This window comes from Dehalococcoidia bacterium, assembly GCA_028711995.1.
Taxonomy (GTDB): Bacteria; Chloroflexota; Dehalococcoidia; order SZUA-161; family SpSt-899; genus JAQTRE01.
The window spans coordinates 1-25434 of sequence record JAQTRE010000003.1 but is presented as its reverse complement, the minus strand read 5'-3'; the positions used below and the strand labels follow the sequence as shown (position 1 = coordinate 25434).

The window sequence follows — 25434 nt, the reverse complement described above, 5'->3', positions numbered from 1 at the left end:
TTGATCAGGGGAGCTGGTCAATCTTCGAGTTCGTCTTCCTCCCCAAACTCCTCATCGGTGAAGATACCGGCTTCGCGTCCCTGATATACGGTGACAAAGAAGTCATCGCGGGGCATATCGGCGGAGAGCACAATTTCTTCATCGATGGTATCAATCAGTTCTCGAATCTCCTCGGCCGTCATGTTCTCTCCTACGCACAGGGTCGCGGTGACCGTATACGTAGTGTAATGCAGATCGATTCTCCCAATGGGGTCCTCATCCACCACGATGGTATAAGCCTCAGAATAAGGTGTGCGGCACTCCCTCTCAAAACGATAGTCTGGCATCATCCCCCCTTTTTTAGTTTGGTTTGTCCGTTAACGAAGCCTGGATTCCGGATCGATCCGGAATGACAGACATTGAAAAGCCATTATTAAGACAATATATTAGCTGAAGTCTTCCCGGAGACCCCGATGGGTGAAGGTTTTGCCCTGTTCACCCGAGTAGTCGGCCACAATATGACCATCGCCAACGAGCTTCCACTTGTAGATGACTAGCCCTTCCAGGCCAACAGGGCCTCTGGAATGAATCTTTCCGGTGCTGATACCGACCTCGGCTCCCAGTCCGTATCTGAAACCATCGCTGAACCGGCTGCTGCAGTTCAGAAATACGTTGGCCGAATCCACATAATCCATGAATTGAACACCGCTGGCTCTATCGGCAGTTACAATGACATCCGTGTGGCCTGACCCATACCGATTGATGTGATCGACGGCCTCGCCCAGATTCTTCACCACCTTGACTGACAGGATCAAATCGAGATATTCGGTTCGCCAGTCATCTTCTGTGGCAGATTTAACATCGATGATTTTCAGCGTTTCCGCGCAGCCGCGAAGCTCTACGCCTTTCTCTTCGAGCGCCTTTTTGATCCTGGGCAGGAATGCTCGGGCGATATCCTGGTGCACCAATAGCGTTTCTGCCGCATTACACACTGCCACGTACTGAGTCTTGCTATCGACCACGATTCGGACGGCCATATCGAGATCGGCTTTGCTGTCGACATAGACATGACATATTCCGTCGGCGTGGCCCATCACCGGAATGCTCGTGTTTTGCATGATGTAGCGGACAAAGTCGTTACTGCCTCGCGGAATGATCAAATCGATGTACTGATCCATCCTCAGCATTTCGGTGACATCCGAACGCGCTTCCAGAAGCGTCAGCCATCCTTCGGGCATGCCCGCTTTCAAGGTTGCCTCTGTGATGATATCTGCCAGGATGCGGTTGGTGTTGGCTGCTTCACTGCCCCCCTTCATCAGGACGGCATTTCCACTCTTCAGACACAGGGATGAAATCTGCAGCAGCGCATCCGGCCTCGACTCAAAGACGATGCCGATCACACCGATGGGACAACTCATCTTGTAGAGCTTCAGCCCATCATCAAGTTCCATGGCGCTCAGCGTTTTGCCGGTGGGGTCCGAAAGGCCGATCAGGCTATTCAACCCCTGAATGCTTTCCCTGATCTTGGCTTCATCGAATTTCAGCCTTTTGAGTAGAGGAGGTGACAGAGCTTCCTTCTGGGCCTTTTCCATATCGGAGCGGTTGGCGGCCAGGATATGCGCCTGGCGATGTTCAATCGCCAGGGCTATTTCCGAAAGCGCGGCATTCTTGGCATCAGTGTTAACAGCCGAGAGCTGAATAGAGGCTTCTCTGGCTTCAATCGCTTTTTGCTCGATATCCATATCCCGATGTCCTCAATCTCAAAGAAGTATATTTTCCTCTGTTATCTGCCAATCGGATGGCTATTGACAGGTCTGCTGTTCAGTCTTCCATTTGCGGATGGTCACCGTGGTTCCTCTCCCCACCCCTGATTCTATCTCGAATTCATCCATCAATCGTTTGGCACACAGCAGGCCTCCGCACAACTCACCTCCGGATGCGCAGACGCCTCTTATCGCCAATTCAGTATCGGCAATGCCGGGTCCGCTATCCACTGCCATAATCTCCAGCCCACTGTCTTCAGCGTCACCAAGGAAATGGAAACTGATTACCCCGCTCCCGGCATAGGCAATGATATTCCGAGCCAGTTCTGCGATAGCCGTAACGATGTGGGATTGCTCAACAATCCCCAACCCGATCCTGGCGGCCATCTGTTTTCCCGTAAAGCAGGCATTCACAATATCCGATTCATTTTTGATTAATACGCTTTTTTCCTCACCCATCTGTACCCTCACTGAGGGACCGCTTCCCGGGATAAAAGGCGTGCCATGTTGAACAGAACTTGCCGGATAAGGAGCCAGGTAAAATCCCCTATTTCAAGAGATACTCCATGATAATCGCATAAGCACGATGCGCCTTATCTCCGCCCCGGAATTCAAATTCAAAAGCGTCATTGCCTGCGTGGAGCGTTAATCGGCTGCTGGCCAGAAAACCGCGCTTGATCAGCCCTCCGGTATCGTCCTCGCTGCTCACGGCATGAATCCTGCCATACGGAATCGTCACCATCGCCTTTTTCTTGTGCATGAAGGCCTTATCATAGAAAATCACCCGTTTGTCCGTGATCCCAATGAAACCCGTACCCCCACCTTTCATATCGAACACCGCCCGGATCGTCTCATCGGGCAAGCAGTAATCCTCGATCTTTTCCAGTTGGTCCTTCTTATCAACAACGATGTCGTCAGCATGTTTTGCCATGTTGCACACTCCTTCAAAATCCTTTCTCCGTTCTGATATTGCCCAAACCAATGAATCTCGGATCAGGTTCTGATCAACCCCCTGCACCACTTAACCAGGGCTTCCCTGTTGGCCAGCCCAACAATCTATAAAATTACCATATTATCCCGGTGTACCACCTCATCCCCGTATCCGTGACCGAGGACTTTTGGGATACTTTCGGAACGGGAGCCTCTAATCCGGGATATATCCACCGCACCATAGTTGGATATGCCAATACCGATGCTCCCATCCTGGGAATCCACAATCGCAACCGCATCCCCCCGCTCAAAAAACCCCTCCACTCCAGTGATTCCGGCTGGAAGGAGGCTGCCATTATTCTTTTTCAGCGCGGTTTTCGCGCCGGAGTCGACCGCAATCTTGCCCTTGGTCGGAAGGCCAAGCATCCAGCGTTTTCGGCCTTCGATCCTGGAGGCAACCGGTTCAAAGAATGTCCCCAGAGCCTCCTTCTCGGCCAGCCTGAGGATCACATTGGGCTCCTGTCCACTGGCGATCACCACAGCCGTCCCGGAAGCTGTTGCCAGCTTGGCCGCCTCAATCTTGGTCGTCATCCCTCCGGTACCCCGTTCACTGCTTGTCCCTCTGGCAAGTTCCTCAATCGAGCGATCTATTCGCGCCACCCGCGGAACAAGTTCAGCTGCCGCATCCTGGTTTGGATCGCTGGTATAGAGTCCGGACACATCGCTGAGGATGACCAGAAGATCGGCATCCACCAGATTGGCCACCATTGCTGAAAGATTATCATTGTCTCCAAATGTGGCCCCTTCGAGCTCTTCCACGAATACCACGTCATTCTCATTGATGATCGGCACCACGCCAAGTTCCAGGAGCGCCAATAATGTATTGCGCGCATTCAGATAGCCCAGACGACTGGAAAAATCCGGCCTGGTGAGCAATGTCTGGGCTACGGTGATCCCATGAGCGCTGAAGAGTTCATCGTAGGCCTGCATTAGTCGCCCCTGGCCCACCGCCGCCATCATTTGTCGGAAGGGAACATCCCGGCGCTTCTTTCTTATCCCCAGTCTATGCTTGCCCGCAGCCACCGCCCCAGAGGTAACGACCAGTATCTGGTACCCGCGCTGATGAAGCTGTGTCGCCTGCCCAATCAGGCGCTTCATCGTTTCGCGGTCAAGACTATCCTTGCCAGCCGTAATCAGATTGGTCCCCAGCTTAATCACCAAGCGATGGTAGCCAGACATCTTATTTTCTAGTACCCCTGTCAGCAGTTTTTGTATAGGAAAATTACAGACTGATTATAACATAGCCGATGACCTGCTGATGAAGCGATTCCCATTCCAGAATGGGCCTGATTTTGAGGGGCTGTCCTGTACCTGTAGAAGGCGTCTATCTGCGATGCGATTCGCTTCTGTTTCGGGCGAGAATCGATGGAAGAAGGGGAACAGGGGTATACAGTCTGCTGGGAAATGCGCCGGAAAGCAAGTATAATCGAAGTATCAGTCATATGAATCAGGAGCCGACTTTTGTCCAGGAGCAGGAGCTATGGCAGCAGGGGTATCGGTGTATCGCCGGGATCGATGAGGTGGGAAGGGGGCCGCTGGCAGGGCCGGTGGTTGCGGCCGCGGTGATTCTCTCTTTGGAAAACAGGCCGTCCTGGCTGTTTCAGGTGCGGGACAGCAAAAAGCTGAGCCCTCGAAAGCGGGAATTCCTCTCCGAATGCATTCGGAGAGAGGCCTTGGCAGTGGGTATAGGTGAGGTTTCAGCGGAGACGATTGACGAAGAGGGAATCGTGGCGGCTACAAAAATGGCCATGCGCTCTGCGGTGCGGGAGCTTGCCGTGCCTGCCGACTTCTTGCTCATAGATGCTTTGGTCCTGTCGGAAGTTGATATCCCCCAGAAGGGGATTATCAGAGGCGATAACATATCTTTCTCTATAGCGGCAGCCTCTATCGTGGCCAAGGTTTACCGGGATCGGATCATGCATGATTATGACAGCCTGTACCCCGGATATAGTTTTGCCCGGAACAAGGGGTATCCCACGGCGGAACATATTCAAGGGTTGAGGCAGCTTGGATGTTGTCCTGTCCATCGCCGGAGCTTTGCGCCTGTTCGCGGGATAGAGGAAGATGAGCGATAGTCGCCAGCGCTTGGGAGCGTTCGGGGAAAGGGAGGCGAGAGATTATCTTCTGAAGCGCGGTTATGAAATTCTGGAGTCGAACTTCCGTTGCCCGATCGGTGAGATCGATATCGTAGCCAGGGATGGAGACTTTCTGGTATTTGTGGAGGTGCGCACCAGAAGAGGCTCGGAATTCGGCACTCCCGAAGAGTCGATCACTCAGGCCAAGAAGGGAAAACTGGTTCATCTGGCCCAGTATTATATCCAGCAGCACGCCGGATTGCCTGCCTCATGGCGCATCGATGTGGTGGCCATCGAGGTGGGAAGGAATGGGAAAATCTCTCGAATCGAACTGATTGAAAACGCTGTGGATTAGAGAAGCTCTGATTAGTGTGCTGCAGAAATGGTTGGGATCAGGATTTAGAGAGTGCAGGGACATATCCCTGCCGGGGGTTTGGGGATGTCCCCCAAATTCTGTATTTTTTCCCCAAGCGTGGGGGTCAAGGGGTTTATTTGAACGTGATCAGCGATTCCCAGGAGGGGGTCTCATTTGCACATCGGCCCCGGCGTCTGGTAAAATCTTGAGGCGGAAAGAGGTGAAACATGCCGGTTTATGAATATGATTGCGGAAATTGCAAACGTCGAGTATCCATCTTTGTGAGGGGATTCGATCAGCCCGATTCCCTTAAGTGTCCTGAGTGTGGAGGACAGGACCTCTCTCGTCGGTTCTCCAAGTTTGGCATTGGCAAGGGAGAATCTTATCTGAGAAAGGGCATATATGAGGACATGCTGACCGATCGCAATCTGATGAGAGGGCTCAAGGCCAACGACACTCGCGCGCTGGCTGAGTGGAATCGAAGAATGACTCATGGATGTGGCGAGGATATAACCCCGGAGAGTGAGGATCTGATGGCCAAAATGGACGCAGGCGCGCCATGGGATCAGGTGGTAGCGGATGCCAAGGCTACTTATGGAGAACTTGGAGGCGGTGAGGAATAGCGTCATGCCCATCTACGAGTTTCGCTGTCAGGATTGCCGCCGGAAGGCTACAATTTTTGTGAGGAGCGTATCTTCCCCGATCGATACGCGGTGCCCTTCGTGCGGAAGTGGGGAGCTTGTCCGCCTCGTATCCAGCTTTGGCATCAGCAGATCGGTTAAGAGTGTCCACGAGCGATCCGGCGCGACCGGGATGTATGGCAATCCGGATTATTACAATGACCCCCGCAATATCGGGAGAGGGGTTGAGGATAAATTCGCTCAAATGGGTATGGAGATGCCCTCCGAAATCCGGGGCATGATTGATGCCGCCAGAGAAGGCGATCTTCCGGATTCGGTGAAGGACCTGCAGCCGAACGTTAAGGAGCTATAGATATCTTGCAGATGTTGCGAATTGTCGATGCCAACCTGAATCGCCTGGGTGAGGGGCTCCGGGTTCTGGAGGAGATCGCCCGTTTCATGCTGGATGATGTCAAAATGAGCGAGAAGCTCAAAAACATGCGCCACGATCTGCTGGTAATCTCCCCGGAAACTCACAGCAGGCTACTGGCTGCGAGAGACTCGGAGGGCGATGTTGGGCGTGATATTGTCGTCTCTTCCGGCAGCAGCCGGGAGAAAGTGAGCGACCTGGTTGCCGCCAACTCCAAGCGGGCACAGGAAGCGTTGCGCGTTCTGGAAGAAGTCGTCAAGTTGCCGGAGATGCCTTCGGATCTGGCAGGGCGGGAATTTGAGAAAGCCAGGTTCAGCCTCTATGAAATAGAAAAGGGCCTTTTCCTCCGCCTGGCAAGGCATGCCATGATGGAGAAATTATCCGGCCTTTATGCCATCATCGATCCCCAGGTGCTGGCAGGGCGGGTCAGCGAGGCTGAAGCCGCTCGTCAGGTGATTGAGGGGGGAGCCAGCGTAATTCAATTTCGTGATAAAGATCGGCCCAGGGGAGAGCTTGTGCCCATCGCCCGGGAGTTAAAGCGGATTTGTGCCCAGGCGCAGGTTCTTTTCATCATCAATGACTATGTGGATCTTGCGCTGGCGGTGGATGCGGACGGGGTTCATGTTGGTCAGACCGACCTCCCCCTGATGGTGGTGAGGGGGATTTTGCCGCTGGACAAGATCATCGGGTGTTCGGCAAATACCGTCAAGCAGGCTCGCAAAGCTGAAGCGGAAGGGGCCGACTATCTTGGTGTGGGGGCTATATATCCCACGGCTACCAAGCCGGATGCCGGTGTGGTTGGCTTGGAGGGTCTGCGAAAGATAAGGGCTGCAGTTTCTCTGCCGATTGTGGCGCTGGGAGGTATTGATCAGAACAATGCAGGTGAGGTCATTAAGTCGGGAGCAGATGCCGTAGCTGCGATCAGTGCAATTTTGAAGGGTGATATAGAGAAATCAACCCGGGTGCTGGCCTCAAAAATGGCCGGAGGGAAAAACAATGAGCAGGATTAGTCCAGCTTTGGAGAAGATCGGAGACAGGATCAGGGGATCGTTTGCCGCCAAGCATGAGGCGCGAGATAAGGCGATTAAGCTTTCGCGAGAGGCAATCTATAAGTGCTCCACTTCGATCAGGGCGGCCCATCGTGGCGAATACGAACTGGCCAAGTCGTTAGCCCAGGCTGCCAAGGAGATCATCGATGATGTGGGCCAGGCCATCAAGGATCAGGACGAGCTGCGATACACTGGATTCGTTCATGATTCTCACAAGGAATACGCTGAGGCTTGCATCACGCTGGCACTGGTTTCGGGAGGGAATATCCCTGATCCCGATGACCTGGGTGTGGAGTATTCCTCTTATCTGAATGGTCTGGGTGAGGCGGCGGGAGAACTCAGACGTCATATCCTGGATGTGATGAGGCACGGCGAGCTGGATCGCTGCGAGGATATACTGGGGATGATGGATGACATCTTCAGTATGCTGGTGACCATGGATTTTCCGGATGCGATGACCGGTGGACTTCGAAGGACCACCGACATGGTAAGGGGGGTTCTGGAGAGAAGCCGGGGCGATCTGACCGTGGCGCTGAGGCAGAGGGAACTGGAAATCAAGCTGGACAATTTCAATAAGAGCATCTCGTCACCAGGATAGCTGTCCCGCGATTAGACTCCCCCGATAAAAGCTGGAGGAAGGAGATCGCTTTGCGATCTCCTTCCTCCATAAACTATCTTTAAGCTCTAGCTAGGGTCATTTTATGGGCGGTTTTCTCGGTTTGGGTGAGGTCAACTTCCTCGAGGCCTTTGGCCTGATCTCGGCTAAACACCTTGCTCAGGTCGAGCAGGGTGATGAGCTTGTGATCGAGCTTGGCGATTCCGAGGAGATAATCGGCATCGCCGGTGGTGATCATCGATGCCGGAGGCTCCACAGAATCGGCAGAGATGCGCAGCACTTCTGTTACGGCATCAACCATAATGCCGACCTGTTGCTCCAGAATGTCTACCACCACGATTCGGGTCTCCTTGGAGGTCTCCCCGGCAGGAAGGCAGAAAACCTTGCGCAGATCCACCACGGGGATGACCTTGCCTCTGAGATTGATGACCCCTTGGACAAAATTGGGCGCTCTGGGCACTCGGGAGATATCCTGCATGCGGATGATTTCATTGACCGTGCCGATATCGACTCCGTAGGATTCATTGGCCAGGCTGAAGATCACCAGTTGGCGCTCGGCTTCTTTTGTTTTGGTATTCGTGTTCATAAACAGTCGTCCTCCTCCCTAATTGATGATGGGTATCAAGCGATATTTGTCAGTATCGGGGCTTGTGAATGCGGGGAAGGGGAATCTTGATTCCCCTTCCCCCAAACTTTGCCTTAATTTCGGACTAACACCTTCTCGTTAACCGACAGCGTCTCGCTTCCGGCCAAATCTTTGTGAGCGCCGTGGCCATTGGTCTTGAACACGGATACGGTGGTCTGAAGTTCCTCGGCCATTTGCTTGAGAGAAAGGGAGGCGGCGACGATCTCCTCGACCTGGGAACTCATCTCTTCGGCGGAAGCCGATGTCTCCTGGGTGGCCGCGCTGTTCTCTTCGGCGATACCAGCGACGTTCTCGATGGCATTGGCCACTTGTTGAGCGTTAGCGGTCATCTGTTCGGTGGCGGCCATGCTCTGTTCCGTCACTGCCCCGACGCTATCGATGATACTGACCAGATCATTGGTGGAGTTGCTCACTTGCTGAGCTCCTCTGGATATCTGCTCGATCTGATTGGCGGCTTCGGTGGCCTCTCTGAGGATCTCTTCCAGGGCCTTGCCGGACTGGGTAGCGAGCTTGCATCCTTCGTCTACTTCATGCTGCCCCTGTTCCATGGCTTTGGCGGACTCTCCGATGTTGCTCTGGATGCCGGTGATGAGAGCGGCGATCTCCTTGGTGGCAGTGGAGGAACGCTCGGCAAGCTTTCTGACCTCGTCGGCAACTACCGCAAATCCTCTGCCGTGTTCGCCTGCCCGGGCCGCCTCGATGGCGGCATTGAGAGCCAGGAGGTTGGTCTGGGCGGCGATGTCGTCAATCACCGCCACGATTCTGCCGATCTGCTCGGAGTTCTTGTTCATCTCGGAGATCTTCTGGAAGACGGCCAGTGAGCTATCCCTGACGCGCTCGATGCCTTCGACGGTCTTCCTGGTGACCTCGGTGCCGGTCTTGGCGGTCTGGGCGGCCTTCTTGGCGCTATCGGCGGCGCCGAGAGCGTTCTTGGCCATTTGCTGAGCGGATGTGGAGACTTCACCGATAGCGGAAGTGGCTTTCTCGACACCGCTGGCCTGATCCTGAGCCCCCTTGGCGATTTGTGAGATGACTTCGGTGAGCTGGTCAACGGCTTTGGCGGTTTCCTGAGTGCTGACGGCCTGATCCCCCGCACCCTTGGCCATCTGCTGGGTAGTGCTGGCCACCTGCTGGGTGGCGGAACCAGCTTGTTCAGCCGATGAAGCCAGTTGGTCGCTGGCCGAGCTCAGTTGCACCGAGTTTTCGGCCACCTTGCCGATGAGGCCGCTCATCTTGGTGGTCATCAGGGAGAAGGACTGGCCGGTTTCATGGAGACGGGCGATCATTCGGTTGAAGGAATTGGCCAGATCGCCCAGTTCGTCATTGGATTTTACGGCTATGGGCTGGGTTTGCACGGCGACCGACCGGGTCAGGTCACCCTCTGACATGGCCGCAGTGGCGCTGGCCAGAGCTGCCAGGTCGGTATCGGCAATTTGGTCGGCAGCCTGAACCACCTTCTTGGTGTTGTTGGCGATGGAGCGCGAGATGAGAAATCCGATAACAAGAGCCAGCGCTACGGCGATGCCTGCCATGATCGAGGTCATGATGATGGCCGACGTTTTGGCATCATCGGCGCTCTTCTGGGCTGCCAGCATCGCCTCGGTCGCACTCCCTTTTAGGGCCGCCTTGGCAGCTTGGGAGGCTTTGTTGCTTTCCATCATGGCAGCCAAGTCCATTTGGCCCTCAGTATTGCCCGTAATGGTGATGATCGCCTCGCCGTATTTGACGATATCTTCAAGCACGGCAACCTGATCGACAGGCAATAAGCCTCGTAACGTATCAGCTTCGGTATAGTAGTTTTGTTTGATTGCCTCCGCTTTCTGGAAATATGTCTCTTCTTGGGGGCCGCCTATGCTAGCGACCCAATCTTTGACCATGTAGTACCTCGTAACTGCGTGGTACTCCATATTTTGCAGATGGCTTTCAATCTCGCTTTGCTTGACGACCTCGTCTTTCTTATCTCCCATGTCGCTGAGTCCGGTATAGGCGATGCCGAACACGGCCAGCAATAGGATGACCACTAGCATGAACCCGCCCAGGAGTTTAGCCCTTATGCTCATTCGCATGGTTGTTAACTTTTTCACTTCCGTTTGTCCTCCTTTACACAAGATAGTTTTGTTGCCGGGGAATACTCATTTGTTGGCTTTGTCTTCTCAGTTTTCGATTTATCCTTCTCTCCCCCTTTTTTATTTTTTGAATTTGTGTTTGAAGAGACAGTGATCGAGCTTTGAGGAAAATCAAGGTCTCACAACCGTCAATTCAGGTATGACCGGGATGTTTATCATCAGCGCAGGTGAATTGCGGGTTGTGCTGCGAACGGGCGTCAGTATCCGTCCAGATAGAGGCCTTGAGGGTATTGGCCTGTTTCCCTTCTGGCTCGTTGGCTCTGGTCGGTTGCGGTGGAGAAGCCAATCCGAACCAATCCTTTCATATGAGGGTTTTACGCTTCCAGGATATCCGTATGCCTGCTTATGATAGTCCAAGTTGTCCCGTCCTCATCGTTTCGCCAATTCCTTTCGGCCTTTTCCCTGCATCCCACCGCCTCGGCGCATTCTCTAGTGATCGCATCTGTGCGAATTTGCACCCTGACAGAAGTTGTGCAAACCCCACCACGATTGAGGATCTTCGGCAACCCGGCTGCCTTGTCCTGGTTGGACGTCAGGCCCGTGGCTTTGCGTCTCAGGATTTCTCCTGATTTGCCTTTCTCGGATATTCCCAGCCGCTCAATAGTGAAACAGAATAACGGCCAGGCTCTCTATGAAATTGTAAGGAGGGACTCCCTAAGTCAGTCCTCGAAAGTCGCCTCTGAGCTAATTTACCAGACGGGGCAGTCCTCTAAAACAGGGCCAGCAACAAAATTTACTGAGGGTATCCCCCAGTTTGCGATAGGGAAATTGTTCAGTATGGCTGCATCATGTGCATCCCATGGGGATATTTGAACATATTGCAATCGGAGGCTTGATTCAAAAGAGGATTCAGGGGATAAAGCCTTCCGACAGAGGTATTCCAACCCCCTGTCGGAAGATCGATTTCATCAAGGTCAGCTCAGCATCTACGAGGTCTTTGGCCTGGTCTTGACTGAAGACTCTGCTCAGGTCCACCACCGGGATGACCTTGTCTCTGAGATTGATGACCCTTGGACAAAATTCGGCGCTCTGGGCACCCGGGTGATATCCTGCATTCGGATGATTTCATTGACCGTGCCGATATCGACTCCGAAGGATTCATTGGCTAGGCTGAAGATTAATAGTTGCGCTCGGCCTCTTTTGTTTTCGTATTCGTGTTCATAACAGTTGTGCGCCCTAATAGATGAAGGTAATTAACCACAATAGCTGTCAGGCTTCGGGCTGGCAATAAACTTTGCTGGGAGAATTCCCCAGTTTGTGATGGGGGAAATCCATCTGAATCCACTGATTAGGGGTTTTCATAACCTATTGCAGAACATCATGATCTTCGCTATACTTGGTTCGGTCATGCGTCAAGAGGGCGGTAAGGTCTTCAGATCAAATCTAATGAACACGGAGTTGGTATGTCCCTCCATCGACTTCCGATAGGGGCAATGGTAACATTGCCCCTATTTTTATGAAAAGGACAGTTAGTCGATAAAAGGGGGATCGAGCCGCCTCTATGAGTTGGCAGAAAGGGAGGTGCCGGATCCAAGAATGCAAGAAGAGCATCACCGATGAAAAAACGGCAGTTCAATTCTCACGGACGCGAATAAAAGAGGAGGTGTAAATGGAGACTGAACATTTTATAGCCATGGTTCTGGGCATCAGCGTCTTCGGACTGTTGTGTGCCGTGTACCTGGCAAAATGGGTTCTCAAGCACGACACCGGAAGCGAGGAGATGCTAAAAATCTCCAATGCCATCAAGGAAGGTGCGGAAGCCTTCCTCCGCCGCCAGAACAAGACAATTGCCATGATGGCGGTTGTGCTGGCGGTTTTGTTGTTCTGCTATTACGCATTTGTGCGTGGTTCTAAGGACTTTGACCCTGTTAATGAAGGCTGGGAAATGGCGATGTGGATCACCGTGTCGTTTGTTTTCGGCGCGATCTGCTCGGTCATTGCGGGTTATGTAGGGATGTGGATTTCCATCCGAAGCAATATACGGGCTGCCAATGCGGCCCTTACCAGCCTCAATGATGCGCTTCGCGTCGCCCTCCGAGGTGGTGCGGTTTCGGGGTTGCTCGTCACCTGCATGAGCCTCTTGGGAGTGGCCGGCCTTTTTGGACTGGTAAGTCTGGTGACCGATGTTAAGGAGACTCAGATACCGCTTCTGATCATTGGCTACGGCTTTGGCGCGTCGTTCGTGGCTTTGTTTGCCCAGCTGGGCGGCGGTATCTATACCAAAGCCGCTGATGTAGGCGCTGACCTCGTCGGCAAGGTGGAAGCCGGTATTCCGGAGGATGACCCCAGGAATCCGGCGGTTATCGCCGATCTGGTGGGCGATAACGTGGGCGACTGCGCTGGCCGTGGCGCCGACCTGTTTGAATCGACTGCCGCGGAAAACATCGGTGCCATGATCCTGGCTGCAAGCTTGGCTCAAATCGCGATTCAACAGGGTTTTGAGTTCCGCGAAGGGATCATCGGCGTTCTGATGTTCCCGCTGATTGCCCGTGCCTTCGGAATCATCGCTTCCGTCATCGGCATCATGTATGTCCATATGGATAAGGAAGAGAAGATGGATCCGATGCAAGTCCTGAACAGAGGATATTACGTCGCCGTTGCGCTGGCGATGGTGGGGTTCGGTGCGGCCTCCTACTGGCTGCTGGATGCCAAGTTTGTTGACCCTATTACGGGGGTGACTCAGGCTACTGATGCCTGGTGGCATTTCTACCTTTGCGGAGTCATCGGCGTAGTTACCTCGGTGGCTTTTGTGTACGTTACCCAGTATTACACGGAATACAAGTATCGGCCTGTCAAGAGCATAGCCGAGGCCTCAGTCACCGGTCCGGCAACCAATATCATCGCCGGTATCGGGGTGGGTTTTGAGTGCGTGGCCTTACCCGTCTGTTTCATGGCGGCAGCCCTGCTGGGATCCTATCAATTGGGAAACACCTGCGGTCTTCCTCATGCCGGACTGTTCGGAACGGCAGTGGCCACCATGGGCATGCTCTCTACCGCGGCTTATATCCTGGCGATGGATACCTTCGGGCCCATCACCGATAACGCAGGCGGCATTGTAGAGATGTCCCAGCAGCCTGAAGAGATTCGCGCGAAGACCGACAGGCTGGATGCGGTGGGCAACACCACCAAGGCGCTCACCAAGGGATACGCCATCGGCTCGGCCGGTCTGGCGGCGTTCCTGCTCTTCCAGGCATACATGGATGAGGTCAGGAATTATGCTGGTCTACCGATTGATTCCCCGTTCCCAATTGACCTGGCTAAGCCACAGGTATTCATCGGCGCGCTCGTTGGCGCGGCGCTGGTTTACCTGTTTTCTGCCTTTGCTATTCGAGCAGTGGGTCAGGCAGCACAGGCTATCATTGCTGAAGTGCGCCGGCAATATGCCACGCTGCCCAGGGTGAACGACATGATTCAGTTCCCCAAAGACTTCAAACCCGACTATGGCACATGCGTGGATATCGTTACCAAGGCGGCCCTGCGCAAGATGATCGTTCCTGGGCTTCTCGCCGTTTGTGTACCGGTTGGTGTGGGCGTTATCTTCAAGCAGATATATGTGGATGATGCTCACCCGTTGATCGCTGCTGAGGCTGTGGGCGCTCTAATTATGGTAGGAACCATCGTCGGTATTATTACCGCGCTCTTCCTCAACAATGCGGGTGGAGCCTGGGACAACTCGAAGAAATACATCGAGACCGGCGCTCTGGGCGGCAAGTACCTCACCGACGCTTCGGGCAAGAAGATGAAGAACCCGACGCACGGCGCGGCAGTTGTGGGCGATACCGTGGGTGATCCGTTCAAAGACACGGCCGGTCCGTCATTGCACGTTCTGGTCAAACTTCTCTCGACGGTTACGCTGGTGCTCGCTCCGCTCTTCCTGTAGTCGCACAGAGTTCATAGCTCTCGAAAAACGGGGGATGGCCGAAAGGTCATCCCCCGTTGCTTTTGTATCTTTCAACATTCAATCTCATTATCAGGTATTATGATGATCAGTTTATCGCAATCTTGACGGGTAATCTTCACCTTACTACAATTTGATCAGAGGGTTGTTATAACTTCGCAAAGTCTTTTTGGTTTGGGAGTATGGAGATGAAATCGAAGGATGCGGAGCCTTGCTATGTGATCAGTGTGGCAGCCAGGATGATCGGGGTTCATGCGCAGACGCTGCGATATTACGAACGGGAAGGGATCATTCAGCCGTCCCGTTCCCGCGGCAATCAGCGGCTTTATTCCCCCGGTGATATCGAAAAGCTTCGTCACATAAAGACGTTGGTTGATGATCTAGGTGTGAACCTCGCCGGGGTTGAGGTGATCCTCAGGCTAACCCAGGAGATGGCCGAGATGGAGCAAAAAATGCAGGCAATCCTGGCGGAGGTGGAGGGAAGGACAAAGAATGAATGAGGCCAGCCGCTATCGTTGTTTGGCAGGAGGTGTGACATGATGAGACCGGATAGATTCACGGAGCAGGCTCAGGCGGTTCTGGCAGCTTCACAGGAACTGGTGAGGAAGTTTCGCCACAGCCAATGGGATGTGGAGCATATCCTTCTGGCGCTGCTAAATCAAGAGCATGGCCTGACGGATGAAATATTGCGCCAACTCGGTGTAGCCCCCGCGCAGGTTCGGCAAATGACGGAGGCAATTCTGGAACGCAGCCCCAAAGTGGCCTATGAAAGCGTTCAATTCTATGCCACCCCTCGGGTGATGCAATTGTTACAGAATGCCGATGCGGAGGCCAATCGCCTCCAGGATGAGTTCGTCAGTACCGAGCACGTCCTGATTGCTATTGTGGGTGAAAGGGGAGGACAGTTGGCGCCAATCTTTGAGACCTTTGGCATTGACCAGGAAAAGGTTTACAGGGTTTTGCAGGATATCCGCGGCGGTCAAAGAGTGACCGATTCTCGGCCGGAGAGCAAATACAAGGCTTTGGAAAAATACAGCCGGGACCTGACTATGCTGGCGCTCGAAGGGAAACTCGATCCGGTTATCGGGCGCGAAGAAGAGATAAAGCGCGTGATGCAGGTATTGACCCGTCGCACCAAGAATAACCCTGTGATCATCGGGGAGGTCGGGGTGGGCAAGACGGCGATTGCTGAAGGGCTGGCCCAGAAAGTGGCTGCCGATGATGTGCCGGAGTCATTGAGAGGACGCCGGGTGATCGCGCTGGATATGGGGTCCCTGGTGGCCGGAAGCAAGTTTCGCGGCGAATTCGAGGAACGCCTCAAAGCGGTAATGGATGAAGTCCGCCGGGCTCAGGGCGAGATCATCCTCTTCATTGATGAACTGCACACGGTGGTGGGTGCCGGTGCCGCCGAGGGAGCAATCGATGCGTCCAATATGTTGAAACCGGCATTAGCTCGGGGAGAGTTGCAGTGCATTGGGGCTACTACGCTGGATGAGTATCGGGAGCGGATCGAAAAAGATGCCGCTTTGGAGAGGCGATTTCAGCCGGTGCTCATCGATGAGCCGAGTGTGGAGACGACCATCGAGATGCTGAGAGGGCTGCGTCCCAAATACGAATCGCACCACAAAATCCAGATCACGGACTCTGCTCTTGAAGCGGCAGCCAAACTCAGCGATCGTTATGTCTCCGGCCGTTTTCTTCCCGATAAGGCCATCGATCTGATCGATGAGGCGGCCGCCAAGCTGCGAATCGATTCCGAAAGCTATCCTCCCGAGATCAAAGAGCTGGTACAAAAGCTCAGATATCTGACGGATGAAGAGGAAGCTGCGGCACAGAGAAGTGACTACGAGAAGGCAGCCAACTTGAAGGCCGAGAGATTGGGTATTGAACAGCAATACAATGAAGAGAGGAGCCGCTGGCTGAAGGAGGAGAAAATCGATAGGGTCGTTGATGAGGAAGACATTGCCCAACTGATCTCCAAATGGACGGGTATTCCTCCCAGCCGTATGCTGGAAGGAGAAAGCGAGAAGCTGGTCGATATGGAAGAGCGACTCCATGAACGTGTGGTTGGGCAGGATGAGGCCATAGCCGCCATCTCCGATGCAATCAGGCGCGCCCGTGCCGGGCTGAAAGATCCCAGGAGGCCCATCGGCAGCTTCATTTTCCTCGGCCCCACCGGTGTGGGCAAAACGGAACTTGCCCGGGCTCTGGCCGAGTTTCTCTTTGATGAGGAAGAGGCGCTGGTCAGAATGGACATGTCGGAGTATATGGAGAAACATACCGTATCTCGCCTGATCGGAGCGCCGCCGGGGTGCATCGGATATGAGGAAGGGGGGCAGCTCACCGAGATTATCCGCCGCCGTCCTTATCGGGTGATTCTCTTCGATGAGATCGAGAAAGCCCATCCGGATGTCTTCAATATTCTGCTGCAAATTCTGGAGGATGGGCAACTGACGGATGGACATGGGCGCACGGTGGATTTCAAGAACACGGTGGTTATTATGACCAGCAATCTAGGGAGCCTGGAATTTCAGCGAGGGACAATCGGCTTTCGCCGCAGTGATGAGACCAAGGCCGACCGTCAGCGTAAGAAAAGCGCGGTTGAAGACACTCTCAAGCGGACGTTCCGTCCGGAGTTTCTCAACCGGATCGATGAGATCATCATCTTCGATGAGCTGAGCGAAGAGCAAATCCATCAGATCGTGGAACTTATGCTGAATGAGCTTCAAGAGCGCTTGGAAGAGCGGCAGATCACTGTTGCGCTGACGGCCGAGGCGAAGTCATGGCTGGCTAAGGAAGGCTTTGATCCCTTGTATGGGGCTCGTCCGTTGCGCCGCGCCATTCAGCGTTTTGTGGAGAACCCGCTCTCCAAGAAGATTTTGCAGGGAGAGTTTCAGGAGGGGGACAACGTCGTTGCGGATGTTGATGCCAAAGGATTGGTTTTCCGAAAAGGCGGGAAGGATGATGTCCCTGCGTCAGGCTAGAACGAGAGTTGGGTATGAGAGTGCAGAGATATTTCATTGCCGGGGTTTTAGGGGTGTCCCCGAAATCTTCTTTTCCTCCCCCAAAGAGTTGGGGGATTGAGGGGGTTGATAGGGATTTTGCGGCGGCCTCCACGAGGGCGCCAGTACTTCAAGGCGAATGCTTTGCTTTAAGGTTGATGATCTCATAGCGGTTTTTGATTTTCAGTTTAGCGTAGATGCTGTTAATATGATTCTTGACTGTTTTCTCTGTGATGCCCAGAACTACGGCGATTTCAGCATTACTCTTTTTCGTCACCATTAGATCGAGGATATCCATCTCCCTGGATGTGATGCCGATCTCGCTCGTCCATCTTTGCGCGTATTTTTGCTCTAAAGGGCCATTGCGAGTGATGTTGAGCAGTGCCAGGGCAACGGCGGGTGATATCTCCATTCTGCTGCCCGATGCGACTGTGCGTACGGCTTTCAAGAGTTCCTCCGGGGAAAAGCGGCTGTATTCGAGACACCCTTTGGCCCCGGCCATCAGTGTCTGTGCCAGAGTATTGGGATTGTCCAGCGCGGTAATTACCAGAATGTTTGCCCTGGGCCTTAATCGCATAATCTCCGCCGTAGCCTTGATGCCATCCATACCGGGCATTCGAATGTCCATCAATACCACATCCGCTGATGTTTTTGCCATCCAGTGAATGGCCTCTGAGCCTGTTGAAGCTTCTCCCACGACCGTGAGATCAGGTTCGTTGGCCAGCAGGCTCTTGAGACCCCTCCGGATGATCAGATTATCATCGACAATCAGAACTGTTGTCCGGCTCATCGCCAAATCCCCTGAGAAGACAGCGGTATCTTTATCATCAACTGTGCGCCAATCTTGTTTTCGATGGCCAATTGGCCGCCGATGTGTTCGATACGCTCTTTCATTCCGAATATGCCAAATTTCCCTTGGCGTGGGAGGTTATGCAGGTATTCTCCGGCGAATGTAATACCGCACCCGTTATCGTGGATCCTGATTTCCAGCTCGGTTTCAAGCACCTCAACCAACACCTGCACGTGCGAAGCAGAGGCGTGTTTCTGGATATTGGTCAAGGCCTCAGACAGCACACAGCAAAGATGGTAGCTGATTATCGATGGGAGGCTCAGGTCTTCATTCCCAGTGCGAGTAAGGGATGTGGCTATACCGGTTTCTTTGTTCCAGTCATCCAATATCCGTGACATCTGCAAAAATATGCTTGCTTCATTATCATTATTGCGGAGCTCGTAGACGATGTTTCTGATCTCCTGGCTTGACTGGCGGCATGTACTTTCAATGTACCTTAGCTTCTCCTTGGTAGCCGAAGGCAGAGGTTGCTTTTGGAGCGCATATGCCTCCAGTGAAAGGCCATGGAGTGTTTTCAATACCGTATCATGTAAATCGCATGCGATGCGGTTGCGTTCTGCCAACGAAGCTTTCGTTTTTGCCAGCCGTTCATTCACTTGCCGATCTCTCTGGTTCTCCCGGACGATCAAGCCAACCGTCAGGGCAATCAGCATCATGAAGATAGTCCAGTATGCATAACCATGAATACTGAAGCCTATATCATATGCCGAAGAGCGGTAGATATAGGCAGAACACAAGCCTAGTGCAAACACAAATCCCATGGCCAGGCTCCCCATCAGTCCAAATCGCACCGCGCCTTCTATAATCACCAGGACAAAGTAGGCATACGCCGCAGTGTTTGGGTCATGGGTGAATTGCAGTATCCCGTACCAAAGCGCTAAGGCATCGGCGATTAGCATGCTGGCCCCCAGCATCCATTGAGCGTTCGGGCTCTTGATGGTGTAATTCAGGAGACAGGCGATGATATTGCAGAAACCGAAAATTCCAACCATGGCCACGAACAATGGGGTGGAGGCAGGATCATGCCATCGTGCCATGAGAAGTCCAAAGGGAACCTCCAGAAAGCGAATGAAGATAAAGGCCCATTCCATGTTTTTCATGGCCGGCAGGTTGCCCTTCGAGGGAGCCATGGGGAGGGGATGGAGAAGATAACTTTTTACGCTTAGCATTCCTCAGCCCGATTGCCGATTTTGACAATTACAGTGCTATTATAGCGCTTCGAGGCCCAGTTGTATAGGTCCGACATCTTCCCTTTTCGCAACTCCCAAACCTACAAAATGTTCCAGTAGTAAATTGAGATTGGGAGAAACTTTACACTTCAGATGCGGTGCGATAGCATAGAAATGGAATTGATCTTTCCCCGTCAGCGGGAAAAGATCCTTTGGGAGGCAGAAATGGGCGAAAAGGAAAGGCCCTTTATTAAAAGTATTGACCCAACTACAGTGGAGTTACTTGATATCTGTGCGACAGAGGGGGTTGATACGATATTTCAGCGTGCTGATGCGGTCAAAGCATGCCCCATCGGAGGAGTTGCTGCCTGCTGCAAAAGCTGTTTCATGGGACCCTGCCGTCTCACAGGTAAGACTCAAACAGGTTTGTGCGGCGCAACCAGGGCTACTGTTGCCGCCAGGAACTATGCCAGAGCCATTGCCGGTGGAGCAGCGGCTCACTCTGACCACGGCCGCGATATGGCACTCACGCTTCTTGCCGCTTGCGAAGGACATGCCCCGGATTTCAAGGTTAAGGATCAGGGCAAAATGATAGCGGTAGCCGAGCTTCTGGGCATCAAGACAAAAGGGCGCTCAAATGAGGAGATCGGCAAGGAAATTGCCCTCAAAGCGCTGGGGAATTTCAGCAGCACGCAGAAGGAACTGGACTATCTGAGGAGGGCGCCTCTGAAGCGACAGGCGATCTGGAGAAAGCTGGGCATCGCCCCGCGCGGCATTGATCGCGAAGTCGTGGAGATGATGCACCGCACCACTGCGGGAGTTGATCAGGATGCTGAGCATATTATGAGTCAGGCCTTAAGGACCGCTCTGAGTGACGGCTGGGGCGGATCGATGCTGGGGACCGATATCAGCGATATCCTCTTCGGCACTCCCGGACCAGTGCAGGCGAGGGCCAATTTTGGTGTTCTGAGTAATGATGACGTGAACGTTGTTATCCATGGCCACGAGCCGAACCTCTCCATGATGATGGTGGAGGCTGCCAGTAATCCCGAAATTATCGAATACGCCAAATCCAAGGGTGCCAAAGGGATCAATCTTGCTGGCATGTGCTGTACTGCTAACAAGATTCTTATGCGCCAGGGGGTCTCGCTGCTCGGTAATTTCCTCTCACAGGAATTCGCTATGGTGACCGGTGCTGTGGAAGCAATGGTGGTGGATATCCAGTGCGTGATGGAAGGCCTGGTGGCAGTAGCCGGAAAATATCATACCGAGATCATCAGCACTTCGCCGAAAGCCAAAATAACCGGCAGCACTTACATGGAATTTGACGAAGAACACGGCCTGGAACACGCCGAGAAGATACTCCGAAGGGCGATCGATAATTTCCCCAATCGAAAAAAGACTCGGATCCCGAACTATGTGAACAATCTGGTTGCCGGATTTTCCCACGAGTATATCAACTATATGCTGGGCGGCAGTTTCCGGCAGTCGCTGAGGCCGCTGATCGATAACATCGCCAATGGCCGGATCAGAGGCGCAGCGGGCGTAGTCGGCTGCAACAATGCCCGGCTGACGCAGGATGATTACCAGACTTATATCGTCAGAGAGCTGATCAAGAATGATATCCTGGTGGTCACTACCGGCTGCAATGCTATTGCTGATGCCAAACAGGGGCTTCTGACGCCGGAGATGATGACTCTTGCCGGTCCCGGCCTGAGGGAGATTTGTCAGACGATCGGCATTCCGCCCGTATTGCACATGGGGTCATGCGTCGATAACTCACGCATTTTGACCTTGCTGGCCCAATGTGCTACCGAGGGAGGGTTGGGTGAGGATATCAGCGATGCGCCTGTAGTCGGATTTGCCCCGGAGTGGATGAGCGAGAAGGCGGTTTCCATCGGGACGTACTTTGTGGCTTCCGGTGTGACCACATGGATGATCGGCCCCCATCCGTTTAGCAACAGCCCCGAGGTGATGGGGTTGTTGACCGAAGGCTATCAGAAGAAGGTTGGTGCGGCGCTGCACTTCGAGCCCGATGTTGAAAAAGCGCTCCAAGCTACAATTGCGCTCATCGATGCCAAGCGCGCTGTGCTCAAGCTCGACCGATACGATCCTGAAAGATACAAGAAGAGCGAGGCTTATTTCCCCGCCGATTACACTTCCGATGAAGTGTTTACCGAGGGAAGATACACGCGGTCGAGAACGTAACTCTAGCAGGCTGTTGAAAAAGAGGTGAAGGATTCCTCCTTCCGGGGGCCTGAGGGTGCCCCGGTAGGGGCGTATCATTATACGCCCTTACAATTCCCCCAACGAGTGGGGCCTAGGGGGTTGAGTCAAACTATTTCAGCACGCTAGTGAGGGAGAGATAACTAATCGATGAAGACCCGCCCATCCCCTTTGACCACTTCCCCGATGACTTTGGCCTCAGGCAGAGCCTTCAGCATGCCGTCGGCTTCGCCGGGCGGGCAGAAGATCACCATTCCGATTCCCATATTGAAGACATGATACATTTCATGCTCATCGATATGGCCTTGAGAGCGGATCAGTTCGAAAATGGGTAAAATGTCCCAGCTCCCCTTCCGGATATGCGCCGAAACGCCGGAGGGAAGAGAGCGCGGAATGTTATCCCAGAAACCGCCGCCGGTGATATGGGCCAATCCCTTGATCTTGGGCAGCAGAGGTTTCAACTGATGATAGTAGCAGCGATGCGGCTTGAGCAAGGCCTCTCCCAGCGTACCACTGAGTTCGGCATGATAAGTTTTCAACAAAGAACGTGACTCATCCCCGGCCCCGATGGCGAACACCTTCCTGGCCAGCGAATACCCGTTGGTGTGGAGTCCGCTTGAAGGAAGCCCGATGATGGCGTCACCTTGTTGGGTCGACTTCATATTGGGGAGGTTTCCTTTCTCGACCGCGCCGACGATGAATCCCACCAGGTCATAATCGCCCAGAGCGTAAGTTCCGGGCATCTCCGCGGTTTCGCCACCGATAAGGACGCAGCCAACATCCTTGCAGGCTTGAGCCAGCCCTTTCACAACTTCGCTGATCTGTTCCGGGACAAGCTTTCCGGCGCCGATGTAATCGAGGAAGAACAGGGGGTCGGCTCCCGAAGGGAGGATATCATTCACACAGTGATTGACCAGGTCGATGCCGATGGTATCGTGCTTATCCAGAGCGGCGGCGATCTTGAGCTTGGTGCCCACACCATCGGCGCTGGAAACCAGAACCGGCTCTCGATACCCTTTGAGTTCGAAAAGTCCGTTGAAGAAGCCGATATCGCTGAGCACGCTCGAATTCCTGGTGATGCGGGAGTGCTGCTTTATCAGGTCTTTGGCCCGGATGGCGGCATCGATATCGACACCGGCCCCGGCATAGGTTTCTTTATCGGGTTGTTTTGGCATTTCCTCAGACAGTCTCCAAAGCAAACTTATCCATTTCAAGCTGGATAGGTACGGGATAATTCCCGGTGAAACAAGCCAGACACAGACTCTCCCTGGGGAGATCGACTGACTCAATCAGTCCTTCAATACTCTGATATCCAAGCGAGTCGGCCCCAATCACCTCACGGATTTCGGGGACGGTTCTCTGCGCAGCGATAAGCTCCCGGCGGGTGGCCATGTCTATGCCGAAAACGCAGGGGTGACGGATGGGCGGAGCGCAGATTCTCACATGAATTTCCTTTGCCCCGGCTTTTTTCAGAAGGGCAACGATCCTGGGCGTAGTTGTGCCACGCACAATACTGTCATCAACCACCACTACCCGCTTGCCTGCAAGCACGTCCGGCAGGGGGCTGAACTTCAGTCTGACGCCAACGTCCCTCAGGCGCTGATCGGGTTGGATGAAGGTGCGCCCCACATAGCGGCTTTTCAATAATCCCTCGCTGAAGGGAATGCCGGACGCTCTGGAGTATCCCACACTGGCAGCGGTTGCTGAATCCGGCACACCTATCACAATATCAGCATCTACCGGATAGTCGCGAGCCAGCCTCGCGCCCATTGCCATTCGTGAAGGGTAAAGATGCCGTCCGCCGATAATACTATCGGGACGCGCAAAATAGATGTACTCGAAAACGCAGAGCGCTCTCTCAGGTTGGGGATTATCAGAAGGAAAACTATGAAGTCCGGATTCATCGATCATCACAATTTCGCCCGGCATTATTTCCCGGACAAAATTCATCCCGAGTTGATCCAGAGCACAACTCTCCGAAGATAATACCCAATGACCGTTCAAAGATCCCAGACACAAAGGGCGCACTCCCAGCGGATCCCTTATGCCGAAAAGTTTATCCTTTGTCATGATCACCAGGCTGTAGGCACCCTGAAGCCTTGCCATGGCATATCGCATTTTCTCTACGAATGTTTTTCCCGGTGCCGATGCCAATAAGTGAGCGATCACTTCAGAATCAGTGGTGGTGCGGAAAGCGTACCCTTCACTTTCAAGCCCCTGCTTGAGATAAGTGGCGTTGATCAGATTTCCATTATGGCCCAGCGCGATATCACCGAAGGGGCTGGGCACGATGATCGGCTGGGCATTAATGATGCGGCTTGATCCGGTGGTGGAGTAGCGATTATGGCCGATCGCGATCTTACCCGTTAGCTGCCCCAGGATATCTTCATCGAATACCTGGGCCACTAATCCCATGTCCGCATGAAGGCGAATGGAATATCCATTGCTGGCGGCAATACCTGAGCTTTCCTGACCGCGGTGTTGAAGAGCGTAGAGGGCAAAATAGGTGAGCCTTGCTATATCTTCACCAGGAGCATAAATTCCAAATACACCACAAGACTCATGTAGAGACATTCTGTATCCCAATAGCTATTATAGTCCTTCCGCTTTGATATGGTCAACTTTGAGTGCAGTGTAGTAACTGTCAACTTACGGTAGGTAATCCCTGAGCATCAGGTTGGCAGCTGTCTCGTGGTGTGCTATCCTCTTCTTGGCGTTTACGGGGGGTATTGCCCGCCGTAAGGCAGCCGTCTGATAATCTGAAAATAGCAGTTTCCAAAATATGGGGTGTCATGGCGAACGAGGGAGGAGCCCGGGTTTTCTGGAAATGATGTCAAAGCGGCAACGGGATCGCCACATGCGCGCCGATTTCTTGTGAGGTCAGAGTGAAGGTAACAAAGGAAAGTCTGAAGCAAATGCTCTTCCAGCGGGAAAAGAGGCGCCTGACGGATTCGGACCTAGTTTCTTCAGCCGTGCTCGTCCCTGTCTATAGAAAGGCGGGCCAATATCATATTCTGTTCATAAAAAGAACCGATACGGTTATGAGTCACAAGGGCCAGATATCTTTTCCGGGAGGGAAAAAGGATGAGTCCGATTACGACGTCCTGGCCACTGCCCTGAGAGAAGGCTATGAGGAAGTTGGCCTCCGGCCTGATGACGTAGAGGTATTGGGCGAGCTCGATGACGAGAGAACCATCGGCAGCCTGTTTATCATCCACCCTTTCTTGGCCGTGATTCCTTATCCGTACGAGTTTAAACTGTCGGTTGAGGAGGTGGATCGACTGGTGGAAGTGCCCGTCGAAGTGGTCTTGGACGAATCCAACTTTGAGGAAGGGATAGCGATAGACAACAGAGGGGAAACGGTTCCGGCCTACTTTTTTCACTCAGGGGATGATGTTATCTGGGGAGCGACTGCCAGGATATTGAAGAAACTCCTTGACATGGTTCGCAATCAATTGTGAGTCTTCTCCAGCAAAAGGCGCCTCAGCTCAAAGAGGGCCCCCATGGCTGCATAGCGTTTGATTCTTGGACGTTGCTGTGGAAAAGCAACGTGTATTGATCGTGTTATTTCTCCATCTGTGATTCCGATGTAGACTGTACCCACAGGCTTCCCCTCGAGTTCATCCGGTCCTGCCACTCC

General features: G+C 53.4%; 23 protein-coding genes, 1 pseudogene and 1 riboswitch. Of the genes and pseudogenes, 11 read left to right on the top strand and 13 right to left on the bottom strand.

Annotated features, from left to right (window positions below; translation table 11 throughout):
* Nucleotides 1-17: 17 nt before the first annotated feature.
* The 5 genes from PHV74_01120 to proB form a co-directional block, all read right to left on the bottom strand.
* Nucleotides 18-329, bottom strand: a complete 312-nt coding sequence (locus tag PHV74_01120; protein MDD5092969.1) for a hypothetical protein — start codon at nucleotides 327-329, stop codon at nucleotides 18-20.
* A gap of 96 nt (nucleotides 330-425) precedes the next feature.
* Nucleotides 426-1721 (bottom strand): glutamate-5-semialdehyde dehydrogenase, encoded by a 1296-nt coding sequence (locus PHV74_01115; GenBank protein ID MDD5092968.1) that lies wholly within the window; start codon nucleotides 1719-1721, stop codon nucleotides 426-428.
* A gap of 60 nt (nucleotides 1722-1781) precedes the next feature.
* Nucleotides 1782-2201 carry an anti-sigma regulatory factor gene (locus PHV74_01110; protein MDD5092967.1) on the bottom strand — a complete coding sequence of 140 codons (420 nt, stop codon included), beginning with the start codon at nucleotides 2199-2201 and terminating at the stop codon, nucleotides 1782-1784.
* Nucleotides 2202-2289: 88 nt separating this feature from the next.
* Complete coding sequence (locus PHV74_01105; GenBank protein MDD5092966.1) at nucleotides 2290-2673, bottom strand: PH domain-containing protein; 384 nt, start codon at nucleotides 2671-2673, stop codon at nucleotides 2290-2292.
* Between the two features lie 125 nt (nucleotides 2674-2798).
* Nucleotides 2799-3911 (bottom strand): glutamate 5-kinase, encoded by a 1113-nt coding sequence (gene proB / locus PHV74_01100; GenBank protein ID MDD5092965.1) that lies wholly within the window; start codon nucleotides 3909-3911, stop codon nucleotides 2799-2801.
* 101 nt (nucleotides 3912-4012) lie between these two features.
* Here proB and PHV74_01095 point away from each other — a divergent pair, with 101 nt between their 5' ends.
* The 6 genes from PHV74_01095 (at nucleotide 4013) to PHV74_01070 (ending at nucleotide 7859) form a co-directional block, all read left to right on the top strand.
* The gene (locus PHV74_01095; GenBank protein MDD5092964.1) at nucleotides 4013-4807 is read left to right on the top strand and encodes a ribonuclease HII; all 795 of its coding nucleotides are present in this window, start codon (nucleotides 4013-4015) and stop codon (nucleotides 4805-4807) included.
* The gene (locus PHV74_01090; protein ID MDD5092963.1) at nucleotides 4797-5162 is read left to right on the top strand and encodes a YraN family protein; all 366 of its coding nucleotides are present in this window, start codon (nucleotides 4797-4799) and stop codon (nucleotides 5160-5162) included. The genes PHV74_01095 and PHV74_01090 overlap by 11 nt, the downstream gene beginning before the upstream one ends.
* A 227-nt stretch (nucleotides 5163-5389) precedes the next feature.
* Nucleotides 5390-5785 carry a zinc ribbon domain-containing protein gene (locus PHV74_01085; protein MDD5092962.1) on the top strand — a complete coding sequence of 132 codons (396 nt, stop codon included), beginning with the start codon at nucleotides 5390-5392 and terminating at the stop codon, nucleotides 5783-5785.
* Nucleotides 5742-6155, top strand: coding sequence for a zinc ribbon domain-containing protein (locus tag PHV74_01080; GenBank protein MDD5092961.1), 414 nt, complete (start codon nucleotides 5742-5744; stop codon nucleotides 6153-6155). The genes PHV74_01085 and PHV74_01080 overlap by 44 nt, the downstream gene beginning before the upstream one ends.
* Nucleotides 6156-6166: 11 nt before the next feature.
* The gene (locus PHV74_01075) at nucleotides 6167-7222 is read left to right on the top strand and encodes a thiamine phosphate synthase (GenBank protein MDD5092960.1); all 1056 of its coding nucleotides are present in this window, start codon (nucleotides 6167-6169) and stop codon (nucleotides 7220-7222) included.
* Nucleotides 7209-7859 (top strand): haloacid dehalogenase, encoded by a 651-nt coding sequence (locus PHV74_01070; GenBank protein ID MDD5092959.1) that lies wholly within the window; start codon nucleotides 7209-7211, stop codon nucleotides 7857-7859. The genes PHV74_01075 and PHV74_01070 overlap by 14 nt, the downstream gene beginning before the upstream one ends.
* 79 nt (nucleotides 7860-7938) lie before the next feature.
* On the opposite strand, the gene PHV74_01065 is transcribed toward PHV74_01070, so the two are convergent.
* The 3 genes and pseudogenes from PHV74_01065 to PHV74_01055 form a co-directional block, all read right to left on the bottom strand.
* Entirely contained in the window at nucleotides 7939-8463 is a 525-nt protein-coding gene (locus tag PHV74_01065; protein ID MDD5092958.1) for a chemotaxis protein CheW, read from the bottom strand.
* A 113-nt stretch (nucleotides 8464-8576) separates the two neighbouring features.
* Nucleotides 8577-10607, bottom strand: a complete 2031-nt coding sequence (locus PHV74_01060) for a HAMP domain-containing methyl-accepting chemotaxis protein (GenBank protein MDD5092957.1) — start codon at nucleotides 10605-10607, stop codon at nucleotides 8577-8579.
* 540 nt (nucleotides 10608-11147) lie between these two features.
* Nucleotides 11148-11234: riboswitch (cyclic di-GMP riboswitch) on the bottom strand.
* Nucleotides 11235-11603: 369 nt separating this feature from the next.
* A pseudogene (locus PHV74_01055) lies at nucleotides 11604-11830 on the bottom strand (chemotaxis protein CheW).
* 428 nt (nucleotides 11831-12258) lie between these two features.
* Here PHV74_01055 and PHV74_01050 point away from each other — a divergent pair.
* The 3 genes from PHV74_01050 to PHV74_01040 all read left to right on the top strand — a co-directional run bounded on the left by PHV74_01050 (nucleotide 12259) and on the right by PHV74_01040 (nucleotide 17531).
* A complete protein-coding gene (locus PHV74_01050) occupies nucleotides 12259-14529 on the top strand; it encodes a sodium-translocating pyrophosphatase (GenBank protein MDD5092956.1) in 2271 nt (756 codons plus the stop codon).
* Nucleotides 14530-14735: 206 nt separating this feature from the next.
* Nucleotides 14736-15047 carry a helix-turn-helix transcriptional regulator gene (locus PHV74_01045; protein ID MDD5092955.1) on the top strand — a complete coding sequence of 104 codons (312 nt, stop codon included), beginning with the start codon at nucleotides 14736-14738 and terminating at the stop codon, nucleotides 15045-15047.
* 39 nt (nucleotides 15048-15086) lie between these two features.
* On the top strand, nucleotides 15087-17531 hold the full coding sequence (locus tag PHV74_01040; GenBank protein MDD5092954.1) for an AAA family ATPase: 2445 nt from the start codon (nucleotides 15087-15089) through the stop codon (nucleotides 17529-17531).
* Between the two features lie 148 nt (nucleotides 17532-17679).
* Here the strand turns inward: PHV74_01040 and PHV74_01035 are convergent, their stop codons facing one another.
* Nucleotides 17680-18339: a response regulator transcription factor gene (locus PHV74_01035; protein MDD5092953.1), complete on the bottom strand. Its 660-nt coding sequence runs from the start codon at nucleotides 18337-18339 to the stop codon at nucleotides 17680-17682.
* Nucleotides 18336-19568, bottom strand: a complete 1233-nt coding sequence (locus PHV74_01030; GenBank protein MDD5092952.1) for a sensor histidine kinase — start codon at nucleotides 19566-19568, stop codon at nucleotides 18336-18338. The genes PHV74_01035 and PHV74_01030 overlap by 4 nt, the downstream gene beginning before the upstream one ends.
* Nucleotides 19569-19793: 225 nt before the next feature.
* Here PHV74_01030 and cooS point away from each other — a divergent pair, with 225 nt between their 5' ends.
* Nucleotides 19794-21776 carry an anaerobic carbon-monoxide dehydrogenase catalytic subunit gene (gene cooS / locus PHV74_01025; protein MDD5092951.1) on the top strand — a complete coding sequence of 661 codons (1983 nt, stop codon included), beginning with the start codon at nucleotides 19794-19796 and terminating at the stop codon, nucleotides 21774-21776.
* Between the two features lie 161 nt (nucleotides 21777-21937).
* Here the strand turns inward: cooS and purM are convergent, their stop codons facing one another.
* Together purM and purF are read right to left on the bottom strand one after the other, a co-directional pair.
* Nucleotides 21938-22969 (bottom strand): phosphoribosylformylglycinamidine cyclo-ligase, encoded by a 1032-nt coding sequence (gene purM / locus PHV74_01020; GenBank protein MDD5092950.1) that lies wholly within the window; start codon nucleotides 22967-22969, stop codon nucleotides 21938-21940.
* Between the two features lie 4 nt (nucleotides 22970-22973).
* A complete protein-coding gene (purF, locus tag PHV74_01015) occupies nucleotides 22974-24368 on the bottom strand; it encodes an amidophosphoribosyltransferase (protein MDD5092949.1) in 1395 nt (464 codons plus the stop codon).
* 311 nt (nucleotides 24369-24679) lie between these two features.
* Here purF and PHV74_01010 point away from each other — a divergent pair, with 311 nt between their 5' ends.
* Nucleotides 24680-25255: a CoA pyrophosphatase gene (locus PHV74_01010; protein MDD5092948.1), complete on the top strand. Its 576-nt coding sequence runs from the start codon at nucleotides 24680-24682 to the stop codon at nucleotides 25253-25255.
* On the opposite strand, the gene PHV74_01005 is transcribed toward PHV74_01010, so the two are convergent.
* The coding region (locus tag PHV74_01005; GenBank protein ID MDD5092947.1) for a CinA family protein at nucleotides 25246-25434 on the bottom strand (189 nt) is incomplete at its 5' end. The two genes, PHV74_01010 and PHV74_01005, sit on opposite strands and share 10 nt — an antisense overlap.

Bases quoted from the DNA above. Each gene is read 5' to 3' on its own strand.
- PHV74_01120 (MDD5092969.1), bottom strand. From the start codon at position 329: ATGATGCCAGACTATCGTTTTGAGAGGGAGTGCCGCACACCTTATTCT.
- purF (MDD5092949.1), bottom strand. From the start codon at position 24,368: ATGTCTCTACATGAGTCTTGTGGTGTATTTGGAATTTATGCTCCTGGT.
- PHV74_01030 (MDD5092952.1), bottom strand. From the start codon at position 19,568: ATGCTAAGCGTAAAAAGTTATCTTCTCCATCCCCTCCCCATGGCTCCC.
- PHV74_01080 (MDD5092961.1), top strand. From the start codon at position 5,742: ATGCCAAGGCTACTTATGGAGAACTTGGAGGCGGTGAGGAATAGCGTC.
- PHV74_01105 (MDD5092966.1), bottom strand. From the start codon at position 2,673: ATGGCAAAACATGCTGACGACATCGTTGTTGATAAGAAGGACCAACTG.
- PHV74_01070 (MDD5092959.1), top strand. From the start codon at position 7,209: ATGAGCAGGATTAGTCCAGCTTTGGAGAAGATCGGAGACAGGATCAGG.
- PHV74_01075 (MDD5092960.1), top strand. From the start codon at position 6,167: ATGTTGCGAATTGTCGATGCCAACCTGAATCGCCTGGGTGAGGGGCTC.
- PHV74_01065 (MDD5092958.1), bottom strand. From the start codon at position 8,463: ATGAACACGAATACCAAAACAAAAGAAGCCGAGCGCCAACTGGTGATC.
- proB (MDD5092965.1), bottom strand. From the start codon at position 3,911: ATGTCTGGCTACCATCGCTTGGTGATTAAGCTGGGGACCAATCTGATT.
- PHV74_01090 (MDD5092963.1), top strand. From the start codon at position 4,797: ATGAGCGATAGTCGCCAGCGCTTGGGAGCGTTCGGGGAAAGGGAGGCG.
- PHV74_01050 (MDD5092956.1), top strand. From the start codon at position 12,259: ATGGAGACTGAACATTTTATAGCCATGGTTCTGGGCATCAGCGTCTTC.
- PHV74_01040 (MDD5092954.1), top strand. From the start codon at position 15,087: ATGAGACCGGATAGATTCACGGAGCAGGCTCAGGCGGTTCTGGCAGCT.
- PHV74_01035 (MDD5092953.1), bottom strand. From the start codon at position 18,339: ATGAGCCGGACAACAGTTCTGATTGTCGATGATAATCTGATCATCCGG.
- PHV74_01085 (MDD5092962.1), top strand. From the start codon at position 5,390: ATGCCGGTTTATGAATATGATTGCGGAAATTGCAAACGTCGAGTATCC.
- cooS (MDD5092951.1), top strand. From the start codon at position 19,794: ATGGGCGAAAAGGAAAGGCCCTTTATTAAAAGTATTGACCCAACTACA.
- PHV74_01110 (MDD5092967.1), bottom strand. From the start codon at position 2,201: ATGGGTGAGGAAAAAAGCGTATTAATCAAAAATGAATCGGATATTGTG.
- PHV74_01115 (MDD5092968.1), bottom strand. From the start codon at position 1,721: ATGGATATCGAGCAAAAAGCGATTGAAGCCAGAGAAGCCTCTATTCAG.
- PHV74_01095 (MDD5092964.1), top strand. From the start codon at position 4,013: ATGGGCCTGATTTTGAGGGGCTGTCCTGTACCTGTAGAAGGCGTCTAT.
- purM (MDD5092950.1), bottom strand. From the start codon at position 22,969: ATGCCAAAACAACCCGATAAAGAAACCTATGCCGGGGCCGGTGTCGAT.
- PHV74_01045 (MDD5092955.1), top strand. From the start codon at position 14,736: ATGAAATCGAAGGATGCGGAGCCTTGCTATGTGATCAGTGTGGCAGCC.